Origin of the sequence: Paenibacillus sp. JJ-100 (assembly GCF_948329825.1) — a bacterium.
Taxonomy (GTDB): Bacteria; Bacillota; Bacilli; order Paenibacillales; family Paenibacillaceae; genus Paenibacillus.
In genome coordinates, this window is sequence record NZ_CAOJCM010000003.1 from 1 (window position 1) to 25,762 (window position 25,762).

The following is a 25,762-nucleotide window of genomic DNA, read 5'->3' on the forward strand; positions in this document are numbered from 1 at the left end:
AAAAGAGCGATTAGCTCATTTTGAATCTGACGAGATTAAAAATCTCATTGTTGATCTTGCAAGCAAGATCAGTACTCACTCGTTGTTCAGTTTTCAAAGATCAAACTTTTCGGTCACTGATAATCATTCATTCAGTAACTCTTATATCATATCACTTCCGAACCAACTTTGCAAGCTTTTTTTTCTAAGCTTCTTTCGAAGCCTTTACTCCTTTGCTTGCTAGCCACACGATGTAACTGTGTTTTCTTGTCCGGAATTAGAATATACCATGTATAAATTATAAATGCAAGCTTTTTGTTGAAATAGCAAATAATTTATTCTAAATCATTAAAACAATGATCCTATGCCCACACATCGATTCAATTTTGTTATATTTCCAACGAGTAAAGACCTCCTCTTTTATGAGAAGGTCCACACTAAAGTGTTACAGATTCTACTCTTAATATTAAGATAATATATCCTGAATGTATAACTGTGTTTGCTGCATCAAGTTGATAATAGATCCCTCTACGGACACCATTGGTCGTGTTGGATGGTCACGGTCAGAGAAAATGATTTCTCCTATCTGGTTATTACTCAGTCTTACTCGAAGCCCATTATGAATTCTAGTGGAACGCTGTATGAATACATTTACAATGGACGGGTCCAATTTACCAAAAGCCTCGCTTTGGATCTGCTCCAAAACCAGATATGGGGATTGGGCTTTTCGATATATCTTCTCCAGTGTCATTGCATGGAAAATATCAGCAATTGCTACGATCTTGGCATAGATATGAATCTGTGTGCCATTAAGTTGTAACGGGTAACCCGATCCATCCACCTTTTCGTGATGCTGTAATGCTGCAAGTCTAACTCCTTCATTGATGGCTTTAGCCTGTTTGAGGATCTGATATCCATACTTTGTATGTTGTCTGATCTCTTCTTGTTCATCCTTTGTTAGAGAAGAAGGTTTTTGTAGTATCTGTGGGTCAACTTTGTTATTACCGATATCATGAAACAATCCTGCAAAAGCCACTTGCATCCAGTCCTTCGCAGGAAGGTCAATCCACTGAGCTAATTGATATGAGGTAACAGCGCACAATACAGCATGATGATAAACATAATCATGTTCTTTCATATTACGTGGACTGAAGGTAAGAACATTATATTGATTGAGATGAACAAACAGTGCTTCCAGCTGAGTCCGCAGCTCATATACAGGCAATTCGGCAGCCAAGGAAGAGAGGAACGCATTTTTAGTTAATGTAACCATCTTCTCGTAATCTTCCATAAAAGCAGTAAAGGATGCCGAGGCAATCGTACTTGTATGATCCCCATTTTTGTCTATAACAGGTACCGATCCTGCTTCAGTCCCTCCAGATGCCCCTTTGGTATTCGTACTGCCTGTAGCAGTTCTCTCCTGTTCGACATCTATATGCCCAATCATAAATGCTTTGAGCACTTCTATATCTTTGGGTAGAATAATTTTTCCCTTTTGAAGCAGCACATTACCGCGCAAAGTCTCCACATTACTTCCCAATTTCAGTCCAGGTTTAACTTCTGAAAGGGTGACTAATGCCATTCTGATTCCCCTCGCTCATAAAATAATGACTATACATGACCTAATTCCTGATTTTCAACGTTATTCCCATTATATTACTCAGAATACAGGCTGTACATCCTAGATTTTAAAGCTTTCCATCCTAATCTTGTGTATATATCAAAAAGGCTCCCATAAGGGAGCCCTTTTATATCTGAATTTAAGTTATTCTTCTGAACTTGAATCCTCATCCTGAACAGTATCTTCAGTTCCAGAATTCATGCCTTCTTCCAGATCTGAATCTGATTGAAGAGAAGTTCCATCTTCTGTCTCTTCCATGTTCTCATCTGGTTCTTCTTCATTTTTATCAATTCGGCTAACCGTAGCTACAGCATCTTCGTCTCGAATATGAATCAGCTTCACACCTTGTGTGTAGCGACCCATGGTCGAGATCCCATCCATGCTCATTCGAATCAATGTACCGCTAGACGTGATAATCATGAGATCTTCTTCGTTTTTAACCATTTTGAGACTAACGACAGCACCGTTCTTCTCAGTAACGTTAATGGTCTTAATCCCTTTACCACCACGAGTCTGCATCCGGTAATCACTAACTGGTGTACGTTTACCGTAACCTTTGGCTGTAACAATCAGAACATCGAGATCAGTATCCACAACATCCATACTGATTACTTCATCCTGATCATCAAGTGTGATTCCTTTCACGCCGGTAGCACTACGTCCCATAGAACGCACGTTTTCTTCCGAGAAACGAATGGACATTCCATGAGCTGTACCCATGATAATCTCTTGCTCGCCATCCGTCAGCTTAACATCAATCAAGCTGTCATCTTCACGTAAAGAAATTCCGATGAGACCACCTTTGCGGATGTTCGTGTAATCTTCAAGCGGTGTCTTCTTCACTACACCCTGACGTGTCGCAAAGAACAGATACTTATCGCTCTCGAATTCCTGTACCGGAATCACCGCGTTAACGGACTCACCCTGCTCAATCTGAATCAGATTGATAATTGGTGTTCCGCGTGCTGTACGTCCGAGCTCCGGAATCTCGTAAGCTTTCAACCGATATACCTTACCTTTATCGGTGAAGAACATCAGGTAATTGTGAGAGTTCGTTACGAAAAGATGCTCAACAAAGTCGGTATCTTTCGTATCCATCCCTACAACACCACGTCCTCCACGCTTCTGGCTGCGATATGTCGATGCAGGCAGACGTTTCACATAGCCGGAGTGAGTAATCGTAATGATGACCTCTTCACGTGGAATTAGATCCTCATCTAGAATGCTCTCCTCTCCAACGGTGATCTCGGTACGACGATCGTCCCCAAAGCGCTCACGAATTTCTTGCAGCTCTGTACTGATAATTTCAAGCACAAGATGCTCGTTAGCCAAAATAGCACGATATTCGCCAATTTTGACCATTAATTCGTTGTATTCATTCTCGATTCGCTCGCGTTCCAAGCCGGTAAGACGCTGCAAACGCATATCCAGAATCGCCTGAGCTTGATCATGGCTGAGTTCGAAGCGCTCAATCAAACCTTCTCTAGCGGCATCTGTATTGCTGGATGAACGGATCAATGTGATGATCTCATCAATGTGATCCAGGGCAATACGCAAACCCTCCAGGATGTGCGCGCGTGCTTCTGCTTTCTTCAGCTCAAACTCTGTACGTCTGCGAATAACCTCGATCTGATGCTGCAAATAGTGATACAACACTTCACGCAGATTCAAAATTTTCGGTTCTTTATTCACAATCGCCAGCATGTTGATGCCGAATGTAGACTGCATCGATGTATGCTTGTACAAGTTATTCAGAACAACACCAGGATTTACATCACGTCGAAGTTCAATAACAATACGCATACCATTACGGTCAGATTCGTCACGTAGATCCGTGATACCATCAATCTTTTTGTCACGTACGAGTTCAGCAATTTTCTCAACAAGTCTTGCCTTGTTCACCTGATATGGAAGTTCTGTAACAACGATACGAGCTTTGTTGTTGTTCTCTTCGATATTGGTTTTGGCACGCATCGTTACCGATCCACGTCCAGTTTGATAAGCTTGGCGAATGCCTGAACGACCTAAAATGTAACCGGCTGTAGGGAAGTCTGGTCCCTGGATATAATCCATCAGTTCCATCGATGTGATATCCGGATTCTTGATCATTGCTTGTACACCATCAATAACTTCTCTCAGATTGTGAGGAGGTATATTGGTAGCCATACCTACGGCAATCCCGCCGACACCATTAACAAGCAAGTTAGGAAAACGAGCAGGAAGAACAACAGGCTCACTTTCTTCACCGTCATAGTTTGGCTGGAAATCAATCGTATCCTTGTTGATATCTCTGAGCATTTCCATCGCAATTTTGGATAAACGTGCCTCGGTGTAACGCATTGCTGCCGCCATGTCGCCATCGACTGAACCAAAGTTACCGTGTCCATCCACATGCATATAACGCAGGGAGAAGTCCTGTGCCATCCGTACCATCGTCTCGTATACGGCAGAGTCACCGTGAGGGTGATACTTACCAATAACTTCGCCGACGATTCTGGCTGATTTTTTATGTGGTTTATCTGGTGTCATACCAAGTTCCGACATTGCATATAGAATACGCCGGTGAACCGGCTTCAATCCGTCACGCACATCAGGCAAGGCACGACTCACAATGATGCTCATCGCGTAATCCATAAACGATTCACGCATCTCGACGCCAATATCCCGATCTTTAATCTGCGAGTTCATTTCTTCCGCCATGCTGGACCTCCTTCTTGTCCTTCAACAAACGTTACAAATCAATCATTACAAAAAAGATAATATATGTGAAAAGCCTAACAAGGCTAGGACCGCGCAAGAACGCTACTTTTTATTATATTACTTTCACAAAAGTTACACAATTAAACGTCCGCTAGGCAATAGCCTTTCTTCCGGGAACTTGAGGTTGTCTGGGGATTCGCCCTGCCTTCCTCTCCAGTACCACATACAATGCTAGAAAAGCGGCATATGTACTGTCCAATTAAGGCTGGAGCCGTTCCCAACTGGCAATCAAACCACAATTTTATAGCTGACAGCACAAATCGCCATATTCCTCTATTATACCACTGAAATCGTCTCTTGTCCTTTGATTTTCTGTGTGCAGCCCCTTAGACCAACCGATCAAAACAAGAAAGGACTGATGCATATTGAGTATCCAGCGCGTCTCCAGTAAATGGGCTAAAACAACCGTTTTGCAACACAGTCTCCAAGTCAGTGAATATATACCAGTAACTCGAAAATATAGCCGGCAAACGCTGGAACGAATGATCGAGTTATTTCCAGCGAATTATATCAAACCGGACCGGGGAACTTATGGCAACGGGGTGATGCGAGTGAAGACCACTCGTACCAAGCTCAGCATCCCTTCCTCTGAGAAGAGTTCATCTGGTGATGAAAATTCATCCGAGTCCAACGAATCAGAATCAACTCATCCAGCTCCAGTTGAAATTACGACCTATCATCTCCAACATGGGACAGAGGAACAGGTTTTCCATTCCCTTGATGAACTTGAACATGCACTAGACCAACGTATTCAGAAGCGCAGCTACATCATCCAACAAGGAATTCCACTCATGAGACATAAAGGATTACCTTTTGACTTGCGTGTGTTAACCCAAAAAAATCTACAGCACAAATGGGAAACCACGGGAATCCTTGGACGGGTTGCTGCACCTGGGAAAATCATCACTAACATCCACGGTGGCGGCCGATTGGCTACGTTCGAAGAGTTGGTGCTTCCTCATCTCAAGAAGGAAAGGTACAAAAAGCTCGAACAGGAATTGTACAGTCTTGGTATTCATACCGCAGTTCAATTGCAACGTACATTTCCACGACTCAAGGAGATCGGCCTTGATATCGCGCTCGATGAAGATGGACGTCCTTGGATATTGGAAGTGAATACCTTGCCAGGCATCTATGCCTTTGGCCACTTGGATAAAAAGGGGTATCGAAAGATCAAACGTTATGCTATTGCCTACGGACGTTTACCTTCCCCGAAAACTCAAAAAAGTAAAATAAAAAAGACAGCTTCCAAAGTGCAAGCTACTGCAACTAAACGTCGGACTGCCAAACCAATAAACAAATAAATAAGTAATCAGAATAATACACACCTGTCTCCAGCATTTCTGATTCTCTTCATAGACCGGTGGTCTTGATTCAAGCTCTTAATGCACCTATTCAAGTTACAATGCCTGTAATATAAAAAGGCGCCCTCACAGGCGCCTCTTCGCAACTCAATTAAATATCGAGGTTTTTCACATATTTTGCATTTTCCTGGATGAAATCACGACGAGGTTCGACGTTATCTCCCATAAGCGTGTCAAACATGGCATCAGCAAGCATCGCATCGCTGATAGATACTTGCAGCATGGTACGGCTCTCCGGATCCATCGTCGTTTCCCAAAGCTGTCCAGCATTCATCTCGCCAAGACCTTTATAACGCTGGATATTGAATTTAGCATTCTCACCCAGAGATGCAATAATCTCATCACGCTCTTTCTCAGAGCCTGCATAACGAATCACTTTGTTGCGCTCAATTTTGAAGAGTGGTGGCTGTGCAATATATACATAACCAGCTTCAATGATTTTGCGCATGTAACGATATAGGAATGTCAGCAACAGTGTCCGGATGTGAGCTCCATCGACATCGGCATCCGTCATCAGAATAATTTTGTGATAACGTGCTTTAGTAATATCGAAATCATCACCGATCCCTGTTCCCATCGCTGTAATAATTGCACGAATCTCGGCATTACCGAGAATGCGATCCAGACGTGCCTTTTCCACGTTCAGAATCTTACCGCGCAGCGGCAAAATAGCTTGGAAGTGACGGTCGCGGCCTTGTTTGGCCGAACCACCGGCAGAGTCCCCTTCGACGATGTACAATTCACTGATGGATGCATCCTTGGAAGAACAGTCCGCCAGTTTACCTGGCAGAGAGCTGACTTCAAGCGCGCCTTTACGGCGTGTCAATTCACGAGCTTTACGCGCCGCTTCACGGGCACGTGCTGCCTGCAAACCTTTTTCCAAAATGCGACGGGATACGGAAGGATTCTCTTCAAGAAACTCCTGCAGCTTCTCCGCAAATAAAGATTCAACAATACCACGCACTTCACTGTTTCCGAGCTTTGTTTTGGTCTGTCCTTCGAATTGTGGTTCAGGAATTTTGACCGAAATAATGGCCGTCAATCCTTCACGCACATCGTCACCAGACAGATTGCCGGTACTATCCTTGATTACACCTGCTTTACGAGCATAATCATTAATAATCCGAGTGAGTGCACTCTTGAAGCCGGACTCGTGTGTTCCACCTTCGTGGGTATTGATATTGTTAGCAAAAGAATAGATATTCTCGGTATAGTTGTCATTGTATTGCAGCGCAACCTCTACCTGAATGTTATCCCGTGAACCTTCAACGTAGATTGGAGTCTCATGCAATACTTCTCGCTTCTGATTCAGGTAAGATACATACTCAATGATCCCACCTTCGTACATGAAGGAATTGGTTGCACCTGTACGTTCATCCGTCAAAGTCAGTCCAATGCCTTTGTTCAGGAAGGCCAGCTCACGGACACGTGTCAGCAGTGTCTCATAATCAAACTCGGTTGTTTCTGTGAAGATTTCCCGATCGGGATGGAACCTAACCGTAGTTCCCGTTTCTTCTGTTGTACCGATTATTTTGAGGTCATATTGCGGAACGCCACGACGGTATTCCTGCTGATGAATATGACCATCCCGTTTAACCGTGACAACTACCATCTCGGATAGGGCGTTAACAACAGATACACCTACACCGTGCAAACCACCGGATACCTTGTACCCACCACCGCCAAATTTACCCCCTGCATGGAGAACAGTCATAACGACTTCCAGAGCTGGACGTTTCATTTTGGCATGTTCGCCAACCGGGATACCCCGTCCATTATCGACAACAGTTACACTATTATCTTCATGGATGGTGATCTCGATATGATCACAGTAACCCGCCAGCGCTTCGTCAATACTGTTGTCCACTACTTCCCAGACGAGATGATGCAGACCTCTGGCACTGGTGGAACCGATGTACATTCCCGGACGTTTACGTACGGCTTCCAGTCCTTCAAGGACTTGAATTTCATTCGCATCATATGACGGTTGATTCATAGACATGCCTTTCACCTACTTCTATAGATTCAATATCTTGAATATGCGTTAACTTATAAATAATAGCAAACACACACGTTCTCTCTTCCATATCCGCTAGAGATCAGGAAAGTGATGAGCACGTTTTTTGAGCGTAGCGGATGAAATCGGTGAGTAGTACACAATGTTTTTTGTCACTACGATGGACTTTGCTTCCTCTTCGCCAATATGCTCAACCGCCTTCTCCTGTTCTGCATGTGAAACGTACTGTTTGGATATCTTGGAAGATTTTTCAATCGATATATCAAAAATAGCTACCAACTCGGAAGAACGGATGATTTTTTCACCGCCCAGATGAATGTACATAGGCCCTCACTCCTTAGCGTTCCACCTGTCCGGCATGAACGTGATAGATACTGGCGTCTTTGAGCTTGTCAACGTTCAGGCTCTCAATTCCCGTAGCGGTAATAAAGGTTTGCACCTTGCTTTGGAATGTTTCGATCAGTTGGGTCTGACGAAAAGGGTCAAGTTCGGATAATACGTCATCCAGCAAAAGCACTGGATATTCTCCGATCTCTTCATGAATCAGTTCGATCTCCGCAAGCTTAAGAGACAACGCCGTTGTGCGTTGCTGCCCCTGAGAGCCATACGTCTGTACTTCCCGTTCGTTAATGAAAAAGGACAGGTCATCCCGATGCGGCCCACTAAGAGTTGTGCCTCGGCGAATCTCCTGCTCTTTCATTTGTGATAATTTTATCATAAATTGCTCCATTAAGACAGCTTCATCTTCCTCAGCGGCTTCGCTGAAGGAGGGAAGGTAGGCCAGGCGCAGGACTTCTCCCCCTCCAGTGATACCTTGATGAATCGTTTCTGCCCACTTTTGCAGTTTCTTTATGAATTGTTTCCTTTTTTTGACGATTTTAACACCATGCTCTGCCAGCTGCTCATTCCAGATCTCCAACATCGTCTGAGCCGATGCTCCTTGTCCCCACAACTGTTTAAGCAGGTTGTTCCGCTGTACCAGAACCTTTTGATACTGCTGCAGATGATAAAGATAGCCTGGGGCCACCTGTCCGATTTCCATGTCAAGGAACCGGCGGCGTACCCCCGGTGTACCTTTGACAATTTCCAGATCTTCCGGGGCAAACATCACTACATTGAGCGATCCGACAAAATCACTTAATTTACGCTGCTCCAGACCGTTAATTTTTGCCTTTTTTCCTTGCTGAGATAATGACAGCTCCAGCTTGACTGCTCCGTATTTTTTATCAACTTCAGCTGTAAGACGTGACCGATCCTCACCAAATCGAATTAATTCCTTATCCCGGGAGGTGCGGTGGCTCTTGGTGAGTGCAAGCACAAAAATAGCCTCCGCCAGATTCGTCTTGCCTTGGGCATTTTGTCCAATCAAAAGATTGACGGGACCAAATGAATCCAGCTTCAGTTGTTCATAATTGCGGAATTGCTGCAACTCTATGCTGTTTACAAACACGCGGTAACCTCCCTTTTATCCCGTCCGTCAGGAGGCAGCAGGAATGCACCTTGGTCTCCTACTCTGCAACCACTTCAAACGTGCCTTCTCCGTCCACCTCAACAATATCCCCAGGGTATAACTTCCGTCCACGGCGTTCCTCAGACTCTTTATTCACACGTACAAGTCCCTCTTGAAGGATCGCCTTGGCCATACCTCCAGTAGGGATGCAATCTGCTAGTTTCAAAAATTGGTCAAGCTTAATATATTCCGTACGAATCGATACTTGCTTCATCGTGATCTTCCTTTCGTTAGTTGGTCGTCCGGTAAGGCAGGATGACATATAGGCTGTGACTATCGTCCAGCGGTTTAAGGATGATCGGACTCATGACGCCAGTAAAGGCAATCATTAGCTGTTCACTTTCCACAACTTTCAGAACGTCCAGCATGTATTTGGAGTTAAACGAGATTTTGAGCGGTTCACCCGTGAATTCAGCGGGTTCAATCTCTTCCCGTACTTTACCTAGCTCAGAGGAGCTGGAGGATATTTCAATCGTGCCAGAGTCCATCGTTTGCATGCGCACAATATTTGTTTTTTCCTCACGCGACAGCAAATACGCCCGGTCAATGGATTCACTTAATTTTTTTGTATCCAAAACAAGTTCTGTTTTGTATGACGTTGGAATAATTCTAGAAGTATCCGGATAAGTTCCATCCAAAATACGAGAGTAGAACAATACACGGTCAATTTTGAACAAAACCTGATTATCAGCAACGACGATATCCACAAGCGTGTTCTGATCTGGGACAATTTTGCTCAGTTCGTTCAGCGTTTTACCAGAAATAACGACGTTGTTGAAACGGATACCCTCTGCATTATCCAGCATTGCCGAGCGTGTAGCAAGACGATGACGGTCCGTTGCCACAAATTTCAACTCGTTATCAGCCAAACTCCACAATACACCTGTTAGGATCGGTGTCGTTTCATGTGTGGAAATGGAAAATACAGTCTGTTTGATCATATTTTTCAGCAAATCTCCTGGAATGGAGACGGTTTGATTCTCTTCAATGTTTGGAAGAACCGGGAACTCTTCCGGGTCAAGACCAACAAGTTGGATCTCAGTAGCACCTGCGGAGATAAAGGTATTGAAGTTATCTTTAACCTCCATGTGTACTTCTTGCGAAGGCAACTTCTTGATGATCTCTACGAAAAATTTGGCTGGGAGAACAACGCTACCTGGCTGCTCTACTTGCACAACACTTTTGTCTCCCTCCTCAAGCGGGATAAAGGATTGGATGGAGATATCCGTGTCGCTTGCTGTCAATGTCACACCTTGGTGATTCACGTCGAATTTAATACCGCTCAAAATAGGAATCGTCGTACGACTGGAGATCGCTTTAGATACTTGTTGAATGGATTCGTTTAGATAACTTTTCATTATGCTGATTTTCATAATTTCACTCCTAGTAGAATTTTTGTTCAAGGGCTGAGATTTTGGCTTTGAAAAAGGTGTTTATTGAAAGGCCGAAGGCCGAGCTTTGCAACGGCTTTTTGGAGAAGATATCTTTAGATCTTTATAGTAATAATAGTAATAGGGGCACTGAATATGTGGATAAGTAGGGTTAAACCCATAAAATTAAGCCTATCCACATGTGTACACGTTGTGCATAGGCTTGGGACTTGTTCAGGTTGGATTCTTAATTTTTTCGGTTAAGTTGTTGATAACTTTATAGAGATCCTGATCGTTTTTGATCGCTTGAGAGATTTTTTCATGGGCATGAATGACGGTGGTGTGATCTCGTCCTCCAAAAGCCTCTCCAATTTTGGGTAGAGAAAAATCGGTCAGCTCACGAGAGAGATACATCGCAATTTGTCTGGGAAAAGCAACAGCTTTTGTCCGTTTCCGTGCTTTGAAGTCTTCAAGCTTAAGGCTGTAGTACTCGCCGACCTTTTGTTGGATATCTTGAATCGTGATCATTTTTGGACGGCTAGAAGGAATGATGTCCTTCAGCGCTTCAGCGGCCAGATGAGAACTTACGTCTTGATTGGTCAAAGAAGAATAAGCAACGACACGAATCAGAGCACCTTCAAGCTCACGAATGTTCGTATCGATCTGGTTCGCAATATACATCATCGCTTCGTTTGGAATATCCAAGTTCTCCGCACGCGCCTTCTTACGCAAGATAGCAATCCGCGTCTCCAGATCAGGAGGCTGAATGTCCGTAATTAATCCCCATTCAAACCGGGAGCGAAGTCGTTCCTCCAGAGTTGGAATTTCCTTCGGTGGTCTATCGCTGGAGATAATGATCTGCTTCCGTTCTTCATGCAGCGCATTAAACGTATGGAAAAATTCCTCTTGTGTTGATTCTTTTCCGGCCAGGAACTGAATATCATCTATAAGCAAAATGTCTACACTACGGTACTTGTTGCGAAAGCTTTCTCCGCGGTTATCACGAATCGAGTTAATGAATTCGTTCGTGAATTTTTCAGATGACAAATAAACAACCTTGCTGCTCGGGTCGTGCTCCAAAATGTAATGTCCGATGGCATGCATCAAGTGGGTTTTGCCTAGTCCTACGCCTCCATATAGAAAGAGAGGATTGTAGGCTTTGGCGGGCGCTTCAGCGACTGCCAGGGATGCAGCATGGGCAAAACGATTGCCGGGTCCAATGACAAAAGTATCGAACGTATATTTGGGATTCAGCATGCTTAATACTGCTTCCTCTTGAACGACCGTTGGTGTCGGTGCAGGCAACTGCGGGTCCGGCTCAACAGGCTTGTTATCCTCAATGACAAATTTCACATCGACCTGCTTGCCGAGAAGCTCATAGACTGTCGAACCAACCAGTTTGGTGTAACGGCTCTCCAGCCATTCAACAGCAAACGTCGTTGGGGCAGAGATCACGATCGTTTGATCGTTAAGCTTGGTTGCTTTCGTTGCTTTGAACCAGGTGTCGAAGCTGGGTTTGCTGAGTTTGTTTTGTATAATTGATAAAATTTGCTGCCATAAATCAGAAGTATGGCTGTCCACAGACTGTCACTCCTTTTACATGTTCCAAGTGTGGCTTAAGCCATGATGCAGTGTCGAAATACGAGATATATTGCATTAATTTATCCCCAAACCCCCGCAGGTCAAAAACAAAAAAAGAATGAACAACGGAAAATTGTTCACAACTTTATCCACAGGCTGTTGATAATATTATGAGTCAGATCACATATTCACATCCAAAAGTAATACAATCATAGCAAAAGAAGCCCTGCATTTCAACGTATCGCGAGATTTTATCCACAAATTCAATAACTTGTGTATAATTTTTAACCACAACACAATATATTGTTTATAAATTGTTTAATTTTCGACAGTGCGACCGAAATGGACAAAATAATTTATACACAGGATATCCGTCAAAAGATGCTATATTGTGTGCAAAAATGATTTTAAAATGTGAATAACTTTGTTGTGGATAATGTATAAGTGAATTGAAGGAAAAGGTGTAGGAAAGAGGAGATAAGTAGGACTAGCTCTTCATCTCCATGGAGTAGGATCGAGTGCAAGTGGGCATTGTATTGTTGAGTGGAGAATGAAGTGACGTTGGTCTAATTAAAGAGGAATGCCCCGCAGCCGATCTTTGGCTGCGGGGCATTCCTCTACTTATATATGAAGCATAGACATTTTGCGCTGGAATTCCGCAATGTCTGCATATTCTTCTTCCAGCTTGCGCGAAATACGAATGTAGATCGGTAACAGCTCCTGATAGATGGAGGCATGTTGTTTGGCAGGCGTATGCCGATGAGTTGTACCCACCATGGAGGACACAGCATGAAGTGACTTAATTCTTCCTGTCGCGTATAGGCCAAGAACAACGGCGCCGAGACATGAGCTTTCAAAGCTCTCAGGTACAACGACTTCCTGATTAAAAATATCGGACATCATCTGCCTCCATAGTGGGGAGCGTGCAAACCCACCCGTAGCCTGAATGGAGGTGGGGTGTCCAATCTGTTCTTCCATTGCGAGAAGGACGGTGTACAGATTGAAAATAACCCCTTCAAGTACTGCTCTAATCATATGCTCTTTCTTATGGTGAAGAGTCAGGCCAAAAAAGGAGCCCCGAGCGTCCGGATTCCAGAGTGGAGCACGTTCGCCTGAAAGATACGGATGAAATAGAAGCCCTTCAGAACCAGCAGGGACACGCTCGGCAATTTTGGTCAATACATCATAGGAATTGATGCCAAGACGTTTGGCAGTTTCCACTTCAGATGCAGCAAACTCATCCCGTACCCAGCGGAACAACATCCCCCCATTATTGACTGGCCCGCCAATAACCCACAAATTTTCGGTTAAGGCATAACAGAAAGTACGGCCTTTCGGGTCTGTCATCGGACGATCCACAACGGTACGTATGGCTCCGCTTGTGCCGATAGTTGCAGCAACAACACCTGGCTTAATAGCATTAACACCAAGGTTAGATAATACCCCGTCACTTGCGCCGATTACAAAAGGCGTAGAGGGGGAGAGAGCCATTTTTTCAGCCCAATCCGGATGCATTCCCTCTATTGTATATGTGGTAGGTACAAGCCTCGACAGATGTCTGGGGGTAATGCCAGCGATGTCTAGTGCTTCTTGGTCCCAGTCCAGCTGTTCGAGATTGAAGAGACCCGTGCAGGAGGCGATGGAATAATCAATGATATATTGTCCAAATAGACGGAAGAACAAATATTCTTTAATGGAAATAAACTTTGCCGTACGTTGAAACAGTTCTGGCTCATCATGGCGCAGCCACATCAGTTTAGTCAGGGGAGACATGGGATGAATGGGGGTTCCTGTGCGCCGATATATTTGATGCCCCACTCCGTTCTCCTCTAGCTGGGCAGACCAAGCAGCGCTTCGATTATCTGCCCAAGTGATACAACGTGTTAGTGGATGATTATGTTGATCCATGGCAATGACGCTGTGCATAGCCGAGCTGCAAGATACGAAAAGGATCTGATTAGGTAAAACCCCGCTCTGATTCATTACATTGCGTATGGAGAAAACAGCGGCTTGTACAATCTCCTCCGGGTCTTGCTCTGCAACATTTGGCGCAGGTGTGTAGAGCAGATATTCCTGAGTAGAGGTCGTAACCACCTCACCTTGTTCTGTGAATAGAACCGATTTTGTACTGGTTGTGCCGATATCAATTCCAATCATATAGTTGGTCATTTCGCGCACCTTCTTTCTTCAATGAGCTGTGTAAGTAGAAATAATGGTTTAAGTAGTTTTTTTATGATGAAAAAAAATAGGTCAGCTTGCACTCACATCACGGTACTTAGCAGCAAAATGAAGATCAAACCGACCACAGACAGTAGTGTTTCCATAACGGTCCACGTTTTGAGTGTCTGCGCTACACTCATGTTAAAAAACTCTTTGATCATCCAGAAGCCTGCGTCATTGACATGGGATAGGATCAGAGAACCTGCACCGGTGGCAAGGACAACCAGCTCAATGTTCACTCCAGGCGTTAGGGCGAGAACTGGGGATACAATTCCAGCGGCTGTGGTCATGGCAACGGTAGCTGAACCGGTAGCGATACGTATTAAGGCAGCGACAAGCCAGGCAAATAGAATGACATTGATGTTCGCGTGGGTAGCAAACTCTGCGATAGCATCCCCAACACCACTGTTAATCAGTACTTGTTTGAATGCACCCCCACCACCGATGATGAGAATAATAGATGCCGTAGGCGCAAGACATTCATTGGTGAAGCGGGAGATATCATGTTTGCTGAATCCACGCGTAAAACCGAGTGAAAAGAGGGCAAAGACGACAGAAATCAATAGAGCAACAATCTCATTTCCAATAAACTCACTAAAGACGGTAAACCCACTCGTTGCAGCCGGATCCACAATATTCGCGATCGAGCCGATCAGCATTAGAAAGACAGGCAATAAAATGGTAAACAGTGTAATGCCGAATCCAGGCAAAGTACGGTTTTCCTTGGCCGAGAACTGTTCCTCAAGTTCAGCTGGTGGTTCAGGTTGAATTCTTTTGCCAATAAACTGACCAAATATAGGTCCGGCAATGATGGCAGTCGGGATGCCGACAAGCAAAGAGTAAAGGATGGTTTTCCCTAGATCTGCATTGAAGGCTTCAATGGCTATCATAGGTGCCGGATGTGGCGGGACAAATCCATGGACAGTCGATAGACCTGCTAAAATTGGTATTCCGATCTGAAGAAGGGACATCTTGGTTTTGCGGGCCACAGTAAAGATGATTGGGATCATGAGAATGACGCCTACTTCAAAGAAAACAGGAATACCTACAATGAAGCCGACAATCATCATGGCCCAGTGCACACGTTTTACACCGAAACGATGAATGAGGGTGTTTGCAATCTGCTCGGCTCCACCTGATTCAGCCATCATTTTACCGAGCATCGTGCCAAGTCCGATAACGATGGCAATTGTGCCTAATGTGCTACCAAGACCGCTGGTAATGGATGAAATAACGTCAGCTGGTTCCATACCTGCAAGCAACCCAAGCATTAATGCAGATAATAAAAGGGTGATGAATGGGTTCCATTTATACTTAGAGATGAGCAGAATCAGGAAGATGATAGCGATCAATGTCCAGATCAGTAATGTAGCATGATGAGAAAATCCGAAAATAGTACTCATGATGTTATTACTCCTTAAGTTTAGTTATAAATGCTTACAGAAGTCTGAAGGTAAGAACCAATAAATTTGGTGATAATTTTGTTATGAGTTTGTATGAGAATAATAAAGAAACCAGTGTTTGGTTGCCCAAAAAACTAACATAATCGCATTTTGTATACTTGTCGACAAGTTAACCTGCAATTCATTCAATTTGACTGAATTGCGACCTTCTCGTCAGGAAAGCATACTGGGCAGAAACTCTACTTTTACTTATAAAAAGCCAGTCCTGCCTTAGTATTTTGCCAAAGTTCAGAACTCAAAGCTTTCATGTAACGTCCGATCCGAGTCCTTGAAATAGGTGCGAACCCCGCTTAGGATTAAAGCCTTGTCGCCTGATTCCAGAGCTTTTGCCAGTGACTGATGTTTTTCAATTACAGCGCTTACTTTGGATTCGCCTTGAGCAAACACGTTGCGTGTGGTAAGCAGCATAACTGTCATCACAACGTACCGAATACTTTTCCATAAATGTGAGATGCGGGAATGTCCAGCTGCCTCAATAATGGTCTCATGGAATGTCAGATCCTGATAGGCGAACTCAATGGCATCCTGATGTTTCCCTGCAAGCTGCATTTTATCGATGATATGGCGTAGCTGTTGGATCAGTACTGGAGGTACATCAGCAGCCAGCCTTTGCTGCACAAAACTTTCAATGAGAAAACGAACATCGTACAGCTCTTCAACATCCTTTATATTCAGGCCCAGAATGACAACGCCCATCCGTTCAAGCCGAATTAAGCCTTCATTTGATAACGTTCTCAATGCTTCGCGAACAGGCGAGCGGCTGCTGTCAAAATCAGCAGCAATGCGATTTTCCGATAAGATTTCACCAGGCCTGAGGGTTCCATTAATGATTCTCAGCCTTAATTCGCAAGCGATGGCTTCACCGCGGGATGCACCTTGAAGCCAGGAAGATGGAAACTGCATATGGCTAACGCTCCTAAGTAAAATAATCGTTACAGTACTGATCATAGCACAACGTTTTAGAGTTTAGCAGTATTCAGCCGGATGGTTATACGTCGTCAGGATCCGCACTAACACGACAAAGTGATGGGTAATGCAAGCTATAATTCTTCCCTAGTTCTTCCGTAGTTCAATAATTGCTAGCAAGAAAAGGCCATAATCAATCAATAAGTATACTTGTATACAAGTTGTGTTTTATCCTACACCTTTCTCAAAAACTTGTAAACCTTCACATTAAAGCGGATACAATTAGATTAAAATTCACCATTCTACCTCTCCATAATGTTTATCCACATGTGAATAACTTTAAACAAAAGTATGGATGCTTTCACGAGACGAAAATGGATGTGGATAACTAAAAATAAAGGGAGAGTAGGCATTTCCTTAGATTTGGGGATAACTTATTTGACAGATTGGGAGATCATCTGATGAAAGAAAAGACTAGACTGGGAGTGGCATGATTTCCAGAACACTGAAAAAGTGTATGAAAAAGAGGGAGGTTATCGATGTTTTCAGTTGACTTTTCCAATTGAACATGATTAAATGTATAAAGGTGTTTTTTGTTCAAGATGAAAATGATTCATCACATAAGTATTCCCTTGTAAGGAGGTGCAGTACATTGAGACCTACATTTAAACCGAACGTTAGCAAACGTAAAAAAGTTCATGGTTTCCGGAAAAGAATGAGCACAAGCAACGGACGTAAAATTTTGGCAGGACGTCGCCTGAAAGGCCGTAAGAAGCTGAGTGCTTAATGCATGTCAAGACCACTGAGGTGGTCTTTTTTTTCTTAAAAAATGGGATTATTCGGCAGCAAAGTCCATTTATCGCATGTCGAAATTGATATAGCTGACTGCCGTTCTTGCCGATCAATATGGTTGATTATGTTTTCTCGAATCGAAAACTTACCTTATATATCTTTGTCAACGGGCGGTTTATCGTCAATGAAGAAAGTCTATACTAAATCAGTAATGAGGCCTCCGTCAATAAATATGGCTGGGGGACAGCAAGGAGAAGCGCCGTGTATAAAAGATTACGTCTGCGCAACCGGGCGGATTTTAGCCGCGTATATCGGTATGGAAAATCGTTTGCCAATCATCAATTTGTAGTTTATGGCTGTCGCCGTAAAGACACCGAGCAGTTCCGAGTAGGTGTATCATGCAGCAAAAAAATTGGAAATGCTGTTGTGCGTAACCGTATGCGGCGCATGATTAAGGAAATTGTACGGCATCATGAGCAAGAGATTGTCACGCAGATGGACTTGATATTCATTGTCCGCAAAGGGGCATTGGACATGTCTTATAAAGAGATGGAGAAAAGTCTTCTGCATGTCATGCGTAAGGCCTCTCTCCTCAAGTCGTGCAAGCGGTAAGCTTCGGTTTATTTGTCCTCCTAATTATGGTATGATTTACGGTGGAATGGAATGGTTAAGAGAGGGGTTATGAAGTGTCGCGATTGAAGACATCTAAGGGGAAGTGGATTCTCCTCATTGCAGTCATTGCAATGGTCACTGTACTCGCCGGTTGTACTCCGCAGGGTGCAGGGGTTACAACAGAAGATTTGAAGAATAGTGATTCATTCTGGCAAGCCAATGTTGTGTACTGGTTCTCACTGGCGCTCGATACATTCGCCAACTGGTTTAATGGTGAATACGGACTGGCCGTCCTTGTGATGGTGTTAATTGTACGGACATTGATTTTACCATTAACGATGAAGCAAGTCCGTAGCTCCAAAGCGATGCAGGCTATTCAGCCGCAGCTGAAGGAGATTCAAGCGAAGTATAAAGATACACCTGAGAAAGTTCAGCAAGAAACGATGAAGTTGTTTCAGGAGAATAAAGTTAATCCGATGGCAGGTTGTTTGCCACTTCTGATTCAGATGCCAATTTACATCGCACTTTATAACTCCATCTACGGAAACTCCAGTCTGAGAACCCATGATTTCTTGTGGCTACAGCTTGGAGCGCCGGATCACCTGTTTATTTTGCCAGTGCTGGCTGCGATCACAACATTCATCCAAACATGGATGATGATGCGGATGAATCCTACACAACAGATCGGTCCAATGCAGTTCATGTTGTGGGTGTATCCGATTTTGATCTTTGTTATGTCTTATCAGTTCCCATCAGCGTTGCCGCTTTACTGGTTCTACAGTAATATCTACACGATCGTGCAAAACTATTTCCTTTACCGGAATAATGATAAAGTTGTGGCCGAGGTCAACGTGAAGCAGAGCAGCTCTTCCAAAAATGGGGCTAAGCGCAAAAACGGTGGCAAGGCTACTGTCTCTGGGAAAGGTTCGAAAGGGGCCAAAAAATCGAAATGACCAAAGTCATTACGTCAGGAAAAACCGTTGAAGATGCTGTAAACCAAGGATTGGCTGATCTTGGCGTGAGCCGGGACAAGGTCGAGATACAAGTTTTAGAGCAGCCCTCAAAAGGATTCCTGGGTTTGTTCGGGGTGAAGGCTGCCAAAGTGGAAGTGAAACTGCTGCCAGAACCTGAGGTTGAAATTCAGCCGATCAAATCAGCCACACCTGAACCTGAGAGTAATGGATTACTTGAGGGTGCAGCAGTCCAAAATCCCTATGAAGAAGCGGCTGCGTTCTTGAAAGAAGTTGCGGCAGGTATGGGTCTGGATGTACAAGTGGACATCAAAAAGCAGCGGGATGGTCATATCTTCAATATCTCCGGAGAAGACCTTGGGATGATTATTGGCAGACGTGGACAAACGCTGGATGCTCTCCAGTATCTGACGAATATTGTAGCCAACCGTTACTCGGAAAACTTCGTGCGAATCGTGCTCGATGCGGAAAACTTCCGGCAGCGCCGGCGGAAAACGCTTGAGGACCTGGCTGAGCGATTAGCTGGACAAGCCATCCGTACGGGTAAGGAAGTTGTACTTGAGCCGATGCCTCCGCTTGAACGTAAAGTGATTCATGCCAAACTGCAAAATCACTCGCAGGTTAAGACCTTAAGTAAGGGCGAGGAGCCCAATCGGCGTGTGGTTATTACGTTGAAATAACAAGCAATTAAAGACGCAATGGCTTCCTGCAGGGTGCAGAAGCCATTGCTTTTTTCGTACTAAAGCATGTATCTGATGGATATGTGTGTTGCATACTCACAGGAAATATATCGTAGACAAGTTCAGCTTGCTGCATTCAATAGAAGTTACAACAGGGATGAATAGAGTTGAATATGTGTTGGCATTCTTCTGGTTAAGCTGAATGGCAACTTTATTATAGAGAAGTAGGGAGAGATAAAGATGATTAGTGATACGATTACAGCCATATCTACAGCGGTCGGAGAAGCCGGGATTGCCGTTATTCGCGTCAGTGGCCCGGATGCCGTGACGGAGACGGAGAAGATTTTTCGGAGTAAAACACCTTTGACTCAGGCAGCATCTCATACAGTTCATTATGGCCATATTATAGATCCCACGACTGGGGATAATGTAGAAGAGGTACTGGTAACGGTAATGCGTGCACCTCGTTCATTCACCACAGAGGATGTAGTAGAAATTAGTGCACATGGTGGTGTGGTATCCGTTAAACGGGTGATGGACCTGTTGCTTCAGCTTAACATCCGTCTTGCAGAACCGGGTGAATTCACGAAACGAGCGTTTCTCAATGGGCGAATCGATCTGTCTCAGGCAGAAGGGGTGATGGATCTCATTCGTTCAAAATCCGATCGTGCCTTCTCCGTAGCCTTGAAACAAGTAGAAGGTAAATTATCTTCCAAGCTGCGTGATCTGAGACATACGCTAGTAGAAACTTTGGCTCATATTGAAGTAAACATTGATTATCCTGAACATGATGTGGAATCCTTAACATCTGAATTCATTAAAGAAAAGTCAATGCAAGTCATGACTGAAATCGATAAATTACTTGTCACAGCGGAGCAAGGTAAAATACTGCGCGAAGGGATTACAACGGCTATCGTTGGAAGGCCCAACGTTGGTAAATCCTCATTAATGAACACACTCACACAAGATAATCGGGCAATAGTTACCGACATTCCAGGAACGACCCGAGACGTCATTGAAGAGTTTATTACGATAAATAATATCCCTTTGAAGCTGCTTGATACAGCAGGGATTCGGGAAACGATGGACGTTGTCGAGAAAATCGGGGTAGAGCGTTCCCGCTCGGCTGTTAAAGACGCTGATTTAATTCTGATGGTTGTGAATGCAGCTGAACCACTTCATCAGGACGAGATTGAATTGTTGGAACAAATCCGCGGTAGACAATCAATTATCATTATGAATAAAATGGACTTAACCCCACAAATTGATCGCGATGTTCTGCTTCGTTATATTTCAGAAGAGCAACTTGTTCCGATGTCGGTGAAGGATGATCTAGGTGTTGATCGTTTGGAGGAAGCAATCTCCACACTGTTTTTCAGCGGAAAACTTGAATCTGCTGATCTGACCTATGTAAGCAATGTTCGACATATTGCTCTGTTGAAAAAAGCGAAGCAATCGCTGGTGGATGCTTATGAAGCTGCCGATCAATTTGTTCCAATTGACATGATTCAGATTGATGTTCGTTTGGCGTGGGAACAGCTTGGAGAGATCGTGGGCGATACGGCACATGATGCTTTAATTGATCAGATTTTCTCCCAGTTCTGTCTAGGAAAGTAAATCATTATACTGTACATTCTATAGGAATCATCGTGTATGATGGTAAGGTACAATTTCTGCCCGTTGTCAAAGGATGGAATGATGTTGTTGCCAGGAAGTATTGGTTTGATTATAGATATTAAAACGGAACAAGGAGGTAATTATACATGGCTTTTGATGGCGGCAGTTATGATATCATCGTCGTTGGAGCAGGACATGCCGGGGTAGAGTCGGCACTTGCAGCAGCCCGGATGGGCTCTAAAACGTTGATGATTACAATTAACCTTGATATGGTAGCTTTCATGCCCTGTAACCCATCCATTGGGGGACCAGCAAAAGGACACGTTGTACGGGAGATTGATGCACTAGGCGGAGAAATGGGACGGAATATTGATAAAACCTTTATTCAGATGCGGATGCTCAATACAGGTAAAGGGCCTGCGGTTCATGCCCTTCGTGCACAGGCTGATAAATTCTCTTACCAACATACGATGAAAGAAACGTTGGAGAAAGAACCTAATGTGACGATGCGTCAGGGTATGGTGGATCGTCTGCTTGTTGAAGATGGCCAGTGTGTTGGAGTCGTTACTCAAACAGGCGCAGAGTATCGCGCCAAAGCTGTGGTTCTGACTACAGGCACTTATCTTCGTGGTAAAGTAATTATGGGTGAGTTGATGTATGAGAGTGGACCAAACAATCAGCAACCGTCGGTAAAGTTATCTGAGCATTTGCGTGAGTTGGGATTCGAACTGGTACGTTTCAAAACAGGGACACCCCCGCGTGTGCATAAGGACACGATTGATTTTAGCAAAACAGAAATTCAGCCCGGAGATGATGACCCGAAGTTCTTCTCCTATGAAACAGCGTCTTCCACTAACGAGCAGCTGCCTTGCTGGCTGACATATACGTCTGTGGAAACACATCAAATTATTAACGATAATCTGCATCGTGCTCCGATGTTCTCTGGAGTGATCGAAGGAACAGGACCGCGTTACTGTCCATCCATTGAGGACAAAATTGTTCGTTTCAGTGATAAGCCGAAGCATCAGGTTTTCCTTGAACCGGAAGGTAAAAATACATCCGAGTATTATGTACAAGGATTGTCTACTAGTATGCCAGAAGAAGTACAACTTGCTATTGTACGTTCTGTCCCAGGTTTGGAAAAGGCCGAAATAATGCGTAATGGTTACGCAATTGAATATGATGCCATGGTTCCAACTCAATTGTGGCCATCTCTCGAAACAAAACGTCTGCCAGGACTATTCACGGCTGGTCAGATCAATGGCACATCCGGCTACGAAGAAGCAGCAGCGCAAGGGATCATGGCTGGCATCAACGCAGTACGTAAAGTTCAAGGCAAAGAGGCTATCGTACTTGATCGTTCCCAAGGTTATATTGGTGTATTGATTGACGATCTGGTTACGAAAGGTACGAGCGAGCCTTATCGATTGCTGACATCTCGTGCTGAATATCGTTTGTTGCTCCGTCATGACAATGCGGATATGCGTCTCACAGAGATTGGTCATGAAATCGGATTAATCAAAGAGGAACGTTATGCGGCTTTTCTCGATAAAAAAGCAAAAGTTGAGCAGGAGATCACACGTCTGAAAGAAGCAAAAGTACGCCCGGTTGAGGTCAATGCCAAACTTGAAGAAATTGGTTCAACACCGATCCAGGATGGCAGCACGTTACTCAATCTGATGCGTCGTCCAGAGATCGGCTATGACTGGATTGAACAAGTTTCTCCTTCCGAGGTAGAGTTGACCGCTGATATGAAGGAACAAGTTGAGATTCAGATCAAATACGCGGGTTATATTGAGAAACAGTTGGTTCACGTGGAACGTTTGCTGAAAATGGAGAAAAAGAAAATTCCAGATACAATTGTATATGATGAGATTCACGGTCTGGCTATGGAAGCTAAGCAGAAGCTCGCTAAAATCCGGCCGATATCGATTGGTCAAGCATCTCGTATCGCCGGAGTCACTCCCGCAGATATCTCCATCTTGCTTGTCTATCTGGAGCATTATAATCGCGTTACCGCAGCAAGGGGACAATAATGGACGATATTCAACAACAGCTGCAAAGGCGATTGAAAAAACACGGTATAGAGCTAGAAGAACGGCAACTGGAACAGTTCGAATTGTATTATAAAGAATTGGTATCCTGGAACGAAAAAATGAACCTGACTGGCATTACAGATCGTGAGCAGGTATATACGAAACATTTCTATGATTCAGTATCGCTGGCATTCTATACTGATATGTCTAAAGTCAATAAACTTGCGGATATTGGTTCAGGAGCAGGATTCCCGGGATTGCCTTTGAAAATCTGTTTTCCACATATCCAGCTTACAATTATTGATTCATTAAATAAAAGGATCGGCTTTTTGCAACATGTGGTTGATACCCTTGGTCTTGAACAGGTGGAATTAATCCATGGCCGTGCGGAAGAGTTGGGACGCAAAGAAGGATATCGGGATAGCTATGATCTCGTTACTGCACGTGCGGTAGCTAAACTAGCTGTGCTGAATGAGTTCTGTCTTCCTTTTGTACGTAAAAGTGGTATGTTCGCTGCCATGAAAGGTAGCGATCCAAGGGATGAAATGAAAGAAGCAGAGTTTAGTTTCAATCAGCTCAAAGGACGAGTAAAAGCCGTTCACCCATTCCAGCTACCGGTGGAAGAGTCGGAGCGTCATATCATACTCATTCAGAAGTTTGATAAGACGCCACATAAGTACCCTCGTAAACCGGGAACACCTCTTAAAACTCCACTTGTTTAGACTAGAGTAGCGAGTTGCTAGGGTAGATAAGAAAAGTATTAAAGTAATGTCTCAAATTAGTGTCTCAACATTAGAGGCGAGGAAGAGAGGATGTTTCACGTGAAACATCCTCTTTTTTGTGTCTATATGTTCTCTTCTTGTTCTCTTTATGTTCTTATGTTTATGTGGATCGCTTTAGGTATCGATTATTTGATTAATTTACATTAGATGATCGTTAAACATGGTAGATGCATAGTCAATTGACCCGATCTAGCACATATAACCTAATTACAGGACATAATTGAATTGGTATCTTGTAGAAATTAGAGAGAGATAGAGACTAGGAGAATGTCATATGTGATATATTTTTTCATTTTCTATGACAAACGCTAAAGAAAAGCAGGAAAATTTGCTCGATTTAAAGAATAGGTAAACATAGGATTATGGAGAAAAAGATGATAGAATAGAAGTATCAGACCTTGCGTAAACAGTGGTCAAGATTTACTGATATAAATAGATGGTCAAGCATTTGATGCTGCTTGGAGCAAGTCGTGCTACCAGCATAACTTAATTCAAGAACGATGAAGTATGGAGTCTCGCTTACGGAATAAGAAGCACCTGCTGATTACGCGGGAGCTATTACGAAATTAGGTGGTAATCTACGGAATGAAAGAACAATTTTCGAAGTTGTTTGGTTTGGCGGATCGCAATAACGGAGATGAGATCAAACAAGTCCCGGTTAATGAAATTGTGAGTAGTCCATATCAACCCCGTACTATTTTTGATGATGATAAGATTGATGAGTTACTGCAAACGATTAAAACACATGGCGTCATTCAACCGATTGTTGTTCGGGTTCGGAATGGATCATATGAGATTATTGCTGGGGAACGACGCTGGCGTGCAGTTCGCAAACTGGGCCTTGATCATATCCCGGCCATTGTGCGTGAATTCAATGATTCTCAAGCAGCATCCATTGCATTGATTGAGAACTTGCAACGTGAAGGATTAACTTCGATTGAGGAAGCGGTTGCTTACCAGAAGTTGATTGATCTGCATCAATTGACACAGGAAAGTCTTGCTCAGAGACTAGGCAAAAGCCAGTCCACCATTGCTAATAAAATTCGTTTGTTACAGCTTCCTGAAGGTGTAAAAACAGCCTTGATGGAACGGAAGATATCTGAACGCCATGCCAGAGCATTGTTATCCCTCGATACGGAAGAGTTGCAATTAAAATTGCTCGGCGAGATTATCGACAAAGAATTGAACGTGAAACAGACGGAGGCACGGGTTGCCTTTTATAAGGAAGCTTCCAAGATCAAAAAATCCAAACGTATATCCTTTACCAAAGATGTGAGGCTGGCGCTTAATACTATTCGTCAATCCATTGATATGGTAACAGGCTCAGGTATGGAAATTAAAACAAAAGAAGCTGATCATGAAGATCACTACGAGATCGTTATTCATATTCCAAAACGCAAATAGTTGAAGCTTAAGGCGGCAATGGGCCGCTTTTTCTATCTATACAGTCCGTTAGTTATAGAACGTGATGGGAACGAAAC

20 protein-coding genes are annotated in these 25,762 nt (G+C 43.8%); 9 read left to right on the forward strand and 11 right to left on the reverse strand.

The window, feature by feature from the left end; all coding sequences use genetic code 11:
* Positions 1–445 precede the first annotated feature (445 nt).
* Together PQG66_RS13100 and gyrA are read right to left on the reverse strand one after the other, a co-directional pair.
* A complete protein-coding gene (locus PQG66_RS13100; protein ID WP_272038168.1) occupies positions 446–1,561 on the reverse strand; it encodes an HD-GYP domain-containing protein in 1,116 nt (371 codons plus the stop codon).
* 183 nt (positions 1,562–1,744) lie between these two features.
* Positions 1,745–4,300 (reverse strand): DNA gyrase subunit A, encoded by a 2,556-nt coding sequence (gene gyrA, locus PQG66_RS13105; RefSeq protein ID WP_272038169.1) that lies wholly within the window; start codon positions 4,298–4,300, stop codon positions 1,745–1,747.
* 425 nt (positions 4,301–4,725) lie between these two features.
* On the opposite strand from gyrA, the gene PQG66_RS13110 reads away from it, so the two are divergent.
* A complete protein-coding gene (locus PQG66_RS13110) occupies positions 4,726–5,664 on the forward strand; it encodes a YheC/YheD family protein (protein WP_272038170.1) in 939 nt (312 codons plus the stop codon).
* A gap of 151 nt (positions 5,665–5,815) precedes the next feature.
* Here the strand turns inward: PQG66_RS13110 and gyrB are convergent, their stop codons facing one another.
* From gyrB to PQG66_RS13155, 9 genes are all read right to left on the reverse strand, one after another.
* Entirely contained in the window at positions 5,816–7,726 is a 1,911-nt protein-coding gene (gyrB, locus tag PQG66_RS13115) for a DNA topoisomerase (ATP-hydrolyzing) subunit B (RefSeq protein ID WP_272038171.1), read from the reverse strand.
* Between the two features lie 90 nt (positions 7,727–7,816).
* Positions 7,817–8,065: an extracellular matrix regulator RemB gene (gene remB / locus PQG66_RS13120; RefSeq protein WP_272038172.1), complete on the reverse strand. Its 249-nt coding sequence runs from the start codon at positions 8,063–8,065 to the stop codon at positions 7,817–7,819.
* Positions 8,066–8,078: 13 nt separating this feature from the next.
* A complete protein-coding gene (gene recF, locus PQG66_RS13125) occupies positions 8,079–9,191 on the reverse strand; it encodes a DNA replication/repair protein RecF (protein WP_272038173.1) in 1,113 nt (370 codons plus the stop codon).
* 58 nt (positions 9,192–9,249) lie between these two features.
* Positions 9,250–9,465 carry a S4 domain-containing protein YaaA gene (gene yaaA, locus PQG66_RS13130; protein ID WP_272038174.1) on the reverse strand — a complete coding sequence of 72 codons (216 nt, stop codon included), beginning with the start codon at positions 9,463–9,465 and terminating at the stop codon, positions 9,250–9,252.
* A gap of 16 nt (positions 9,466–9,481) precedes the next feature.
* Positions 9,482–10,624, reverse strand: coding sequence for a DNA polymerase III subunit beta (gene dnaN / locus PQG66_RS13135; protein WP_272038175.1), 1,143 nt, complete (start codon positions 10,622–10,624; stop codon positions 9,482–9,484).
* A gap of 231 nt (positions 10,625–10,855) precedes the next feature.
* Positions 10,856–12,202 (reverse strand): chromosomal replication initiator protein DnaA, encoded by a 1,347-nt coding sequence (gene dnaA / locus PQG66_RS13140; RefSeq protein WP_272038176.1) that lies wholly within the window; start codon positions 12,200–12,202, stop codon positions 10,856–10,858.
* A 621-nt stretch (positions 12,203–12,823) separates the two neighbouring features.
* Positions 12,824–14,371 (reverse strand): gluconokinase, encoded by a 1,548-nt coding sequence (gntK, locus tag PQG66_RS13145; RefSeq protein WP_272038177.1) that lies wholly within the window; start codon positions 14,369–14,371, stop codon positions 12,824–12,826.
* 92 nt (positions 14,372–14,463) lie between these two features.
* Positions 14,464–15,825: a GntP family permease gene (locus PQG66_RS13150; protein ID WP_272038178.1), complete on the reverse strand. Its 1,362-nt coding sequence runs from the start codon at positions 15,823–15,825 to the stop codon at positions 14,464–14,466.
* 288 nt (positions 15,826–16,113) lie between these two features.
* Positions 16,114–16,788, reverse strand: a complete 675-nt coding sequence (locus PQG66_RS13155) for a GntR family transcriptional regulator (protein ID WP_272038179.1) — start codon at positions 16,786–16,788, stop codon at positions 16,114–16,116.
* A gap of 655 nt (positions 16,789–17,443) precedes the next feature.
* Between PQG66_RS13155 and rpmH the strand changes: the two genes are divergently transcribed.
* The 8 genes from rpmH to noc all read left to right on the forward strand — a co-directional run bounded on the left by rpmH (position 17,444) and on the right by noc (position 25,685).
* Positions 17,444–17,578, forward strand: a complete 135-nt coding sequence (gene rpmH, locus PQG66_RS13160; RefSeq protein ID WP_272038180.1) for a 50S ribosomal protein L34 — start codon at positions 17,444–17,446, stop codon at positions 17,576–17,578.
* 266 nt (positions 17,579–17,844) lie between these two features.
* Positions 17,845–18,195, forward strand: coding sequence for a ribonuclease P protein component (rnpA, locus tag PQG66_RS13165; RefSeq protein WP_123066992.1), 351 nt, complete (start codon positions 17,845–17,847; stop codon positions 18,193–18,195).
* 74 nt (positions 18,196–18,269) lie between these two features.
* Positions 18,270–19,148 carry a YidC/Oxa1 family membrane protein insertase gene (locus PQG66_RS13170; RefSeq protein WP_272038181.1) on the forward strand — a complete coding sequence of 293 codons (879 nt, stop codon included), beginning with the start codon at positions 18,270–18,272 and terminating at the stop codon, positions 19,146–19,148.
* Positions 19,145–19,846 carry an RNA-binding cell elongation regulator Jag/EloR gene (gene jag / locus PQG66_RS13175; protein ID WP_272038182.1) on the forward strand — a complete coding sequence of 234 codons (702 nt, stop codon included), beginning with the start codon at positions 19,145–19,147 and terminating at the stop codon, positions 19,844–19,846. The genes PQG66_RS13170 and jag overlap by 4 nt, the downstream gene beginning before the upstream one ends.
* A 240-nt stretch (positions 19,847–20,086) precedes the next feature.
* Positions 20,087–21,463, forward strand: a complete 1,377-nt coding sequence (gene mnmE, locus PQG66_RS13180; RefSeq protein WP_272038183.1) for a tRNA uridine-5-carboxymethylaminomethyl(34) synthesis GTPase MnmE — start codon at positions 20,087–20,089, stop codon at positions 21,461–21,463.
* Positions 21,464–21,609: 146 nt separating this feature from the next.
* Positions 21,610–23,499, forward strand: coding sequence for a tRNA uridine-5-carboxymethylaminomethyl(34) synthesis enzyme MnmG (gene mnmG / locus PQG66_RS13185; protein WP_272038184.1), 1,890 nt, complete (start codon positions 21,610–21,612; stop codon positions 23,497–23,499).
* Positions 23,499–24,221 carry a 16S rRNA (guanine(527)-N(7))-methyltransferase RsmG gene (gene rsmG / locus PQG66_RS13190; protein WP_272038185.1) on the forward strand — a complete coding sequence of 241 codons (723 nt, stop codon included), beginning with the start codon at positions 23,499–23,501 and terminating at the stop codon, positions 24,219–24,221. The genes mnmG and rsmG overlap by 1 nt, the downstream gene beginning before the upstream one ends.
* A 645-nt stretch (positions 24,222–24,866) precedes the next feature.
* On the forward strand, positions 24,867–25,685 hold the full coding sequence (gene noc, locus PQG66_RS13195) for a nucleoid occlusion protein (protein ID WP_272038186.1): 819 nt from the start codon (positions 24,867–24,869) through the stop codon (positions 25,683–25,685).
* The last annotated feature ends 77 nt before the right edge of the window (positions 25,686–25,762 follow it).

Coding starts and splice junctions, on each gene's coding strand:
- PQG66_RS13100 (WP_272038168.1), bottom strand. CDS start 1,561: ATGGCATTAGTCACCCTTTCAGAAGTTAAACCTGGACTGAAATTGGGA.
- gyrA (WP_272038169.1), bottom strand. CDS start 4,300: ATGGCGGAAGAAATGAACTCGCAGATTAAAGATCGGGATATTGGCGTC.
- gyrB (WP_272038171.1), bottom strand. CDS start 7,726: ATGTCTATGAATCAACCGTCATATGATGCGAATGAAATTCAAGTCCTT.
- remB (WP_272038172.1), bottom strand. CDS start 8,065: ATGTACATTCATCTGGGCGGTGAAAAAATCATCCGTTCTTCCGAGTTG.
- yaaA (WP_272038174.1), bottom strand. CDS start 9,465: ATGAAGCAAGTATCGATTCGTACGGAATATATTAAGCTTGACCAATTT.
- dnaN (WP_272038175.1), bottom strand. CDS start 10,624: ATGAAAATCAGCATAATGAAAAGTTATCTAAACGAATCCATTCAACAA.
- gntK (WP_272038177.1), bottom strand. CDS start 14,371: ATGACCAACTATATGATTGGAATTGATATCGGCACAACCAGTACAAAA.
- PQG66_RS13150 (WP_272038178.1), bottom strand. CDS start 15,825: ATGAGTACTATTTTCGGATTTTCTCATCATGCTACATTACTGATCTGG.
- PQG66_RS13155 (WP_272038179.1), bottom strand. CDS start 16,788: ATGCAGTTTCCATCTTCCTGGCTTCAAGGTGCATCCCGCGGTGAAGCC.
- jag (WP_272038182.1), top strand. CDS start 19,145: ATGACCAAAGTCATTACGTCAGGAAAAACCGTTGAAGATGCTGTAAAC.
- mnmE (WP_272038183.1), top strand. CDS start 20,087: ATGATTAGTGATACGATTACAGCCATATCTACAGCGGTCGGAGAAGCC.
- mnmG (WP_272038184.1), top strand. CDS start 21,610: ATGGCTTTTGATGGCGGCAGTTATGATATCATCGTCGTTGGAGCAGGA.
- rsmG (WP_272038185.1), top strand. CDS start 23,499: ATGGACGATATTCAACAACAGCTGCAAAGGCGATTGAAAAAACACGGT.
- noc (WP_272038186.1), top strand. CDS start 24,867: ATGAAAGAACAATTTTCGAAGTTGTTTGGTTTGGCGGATCGCAATAAC.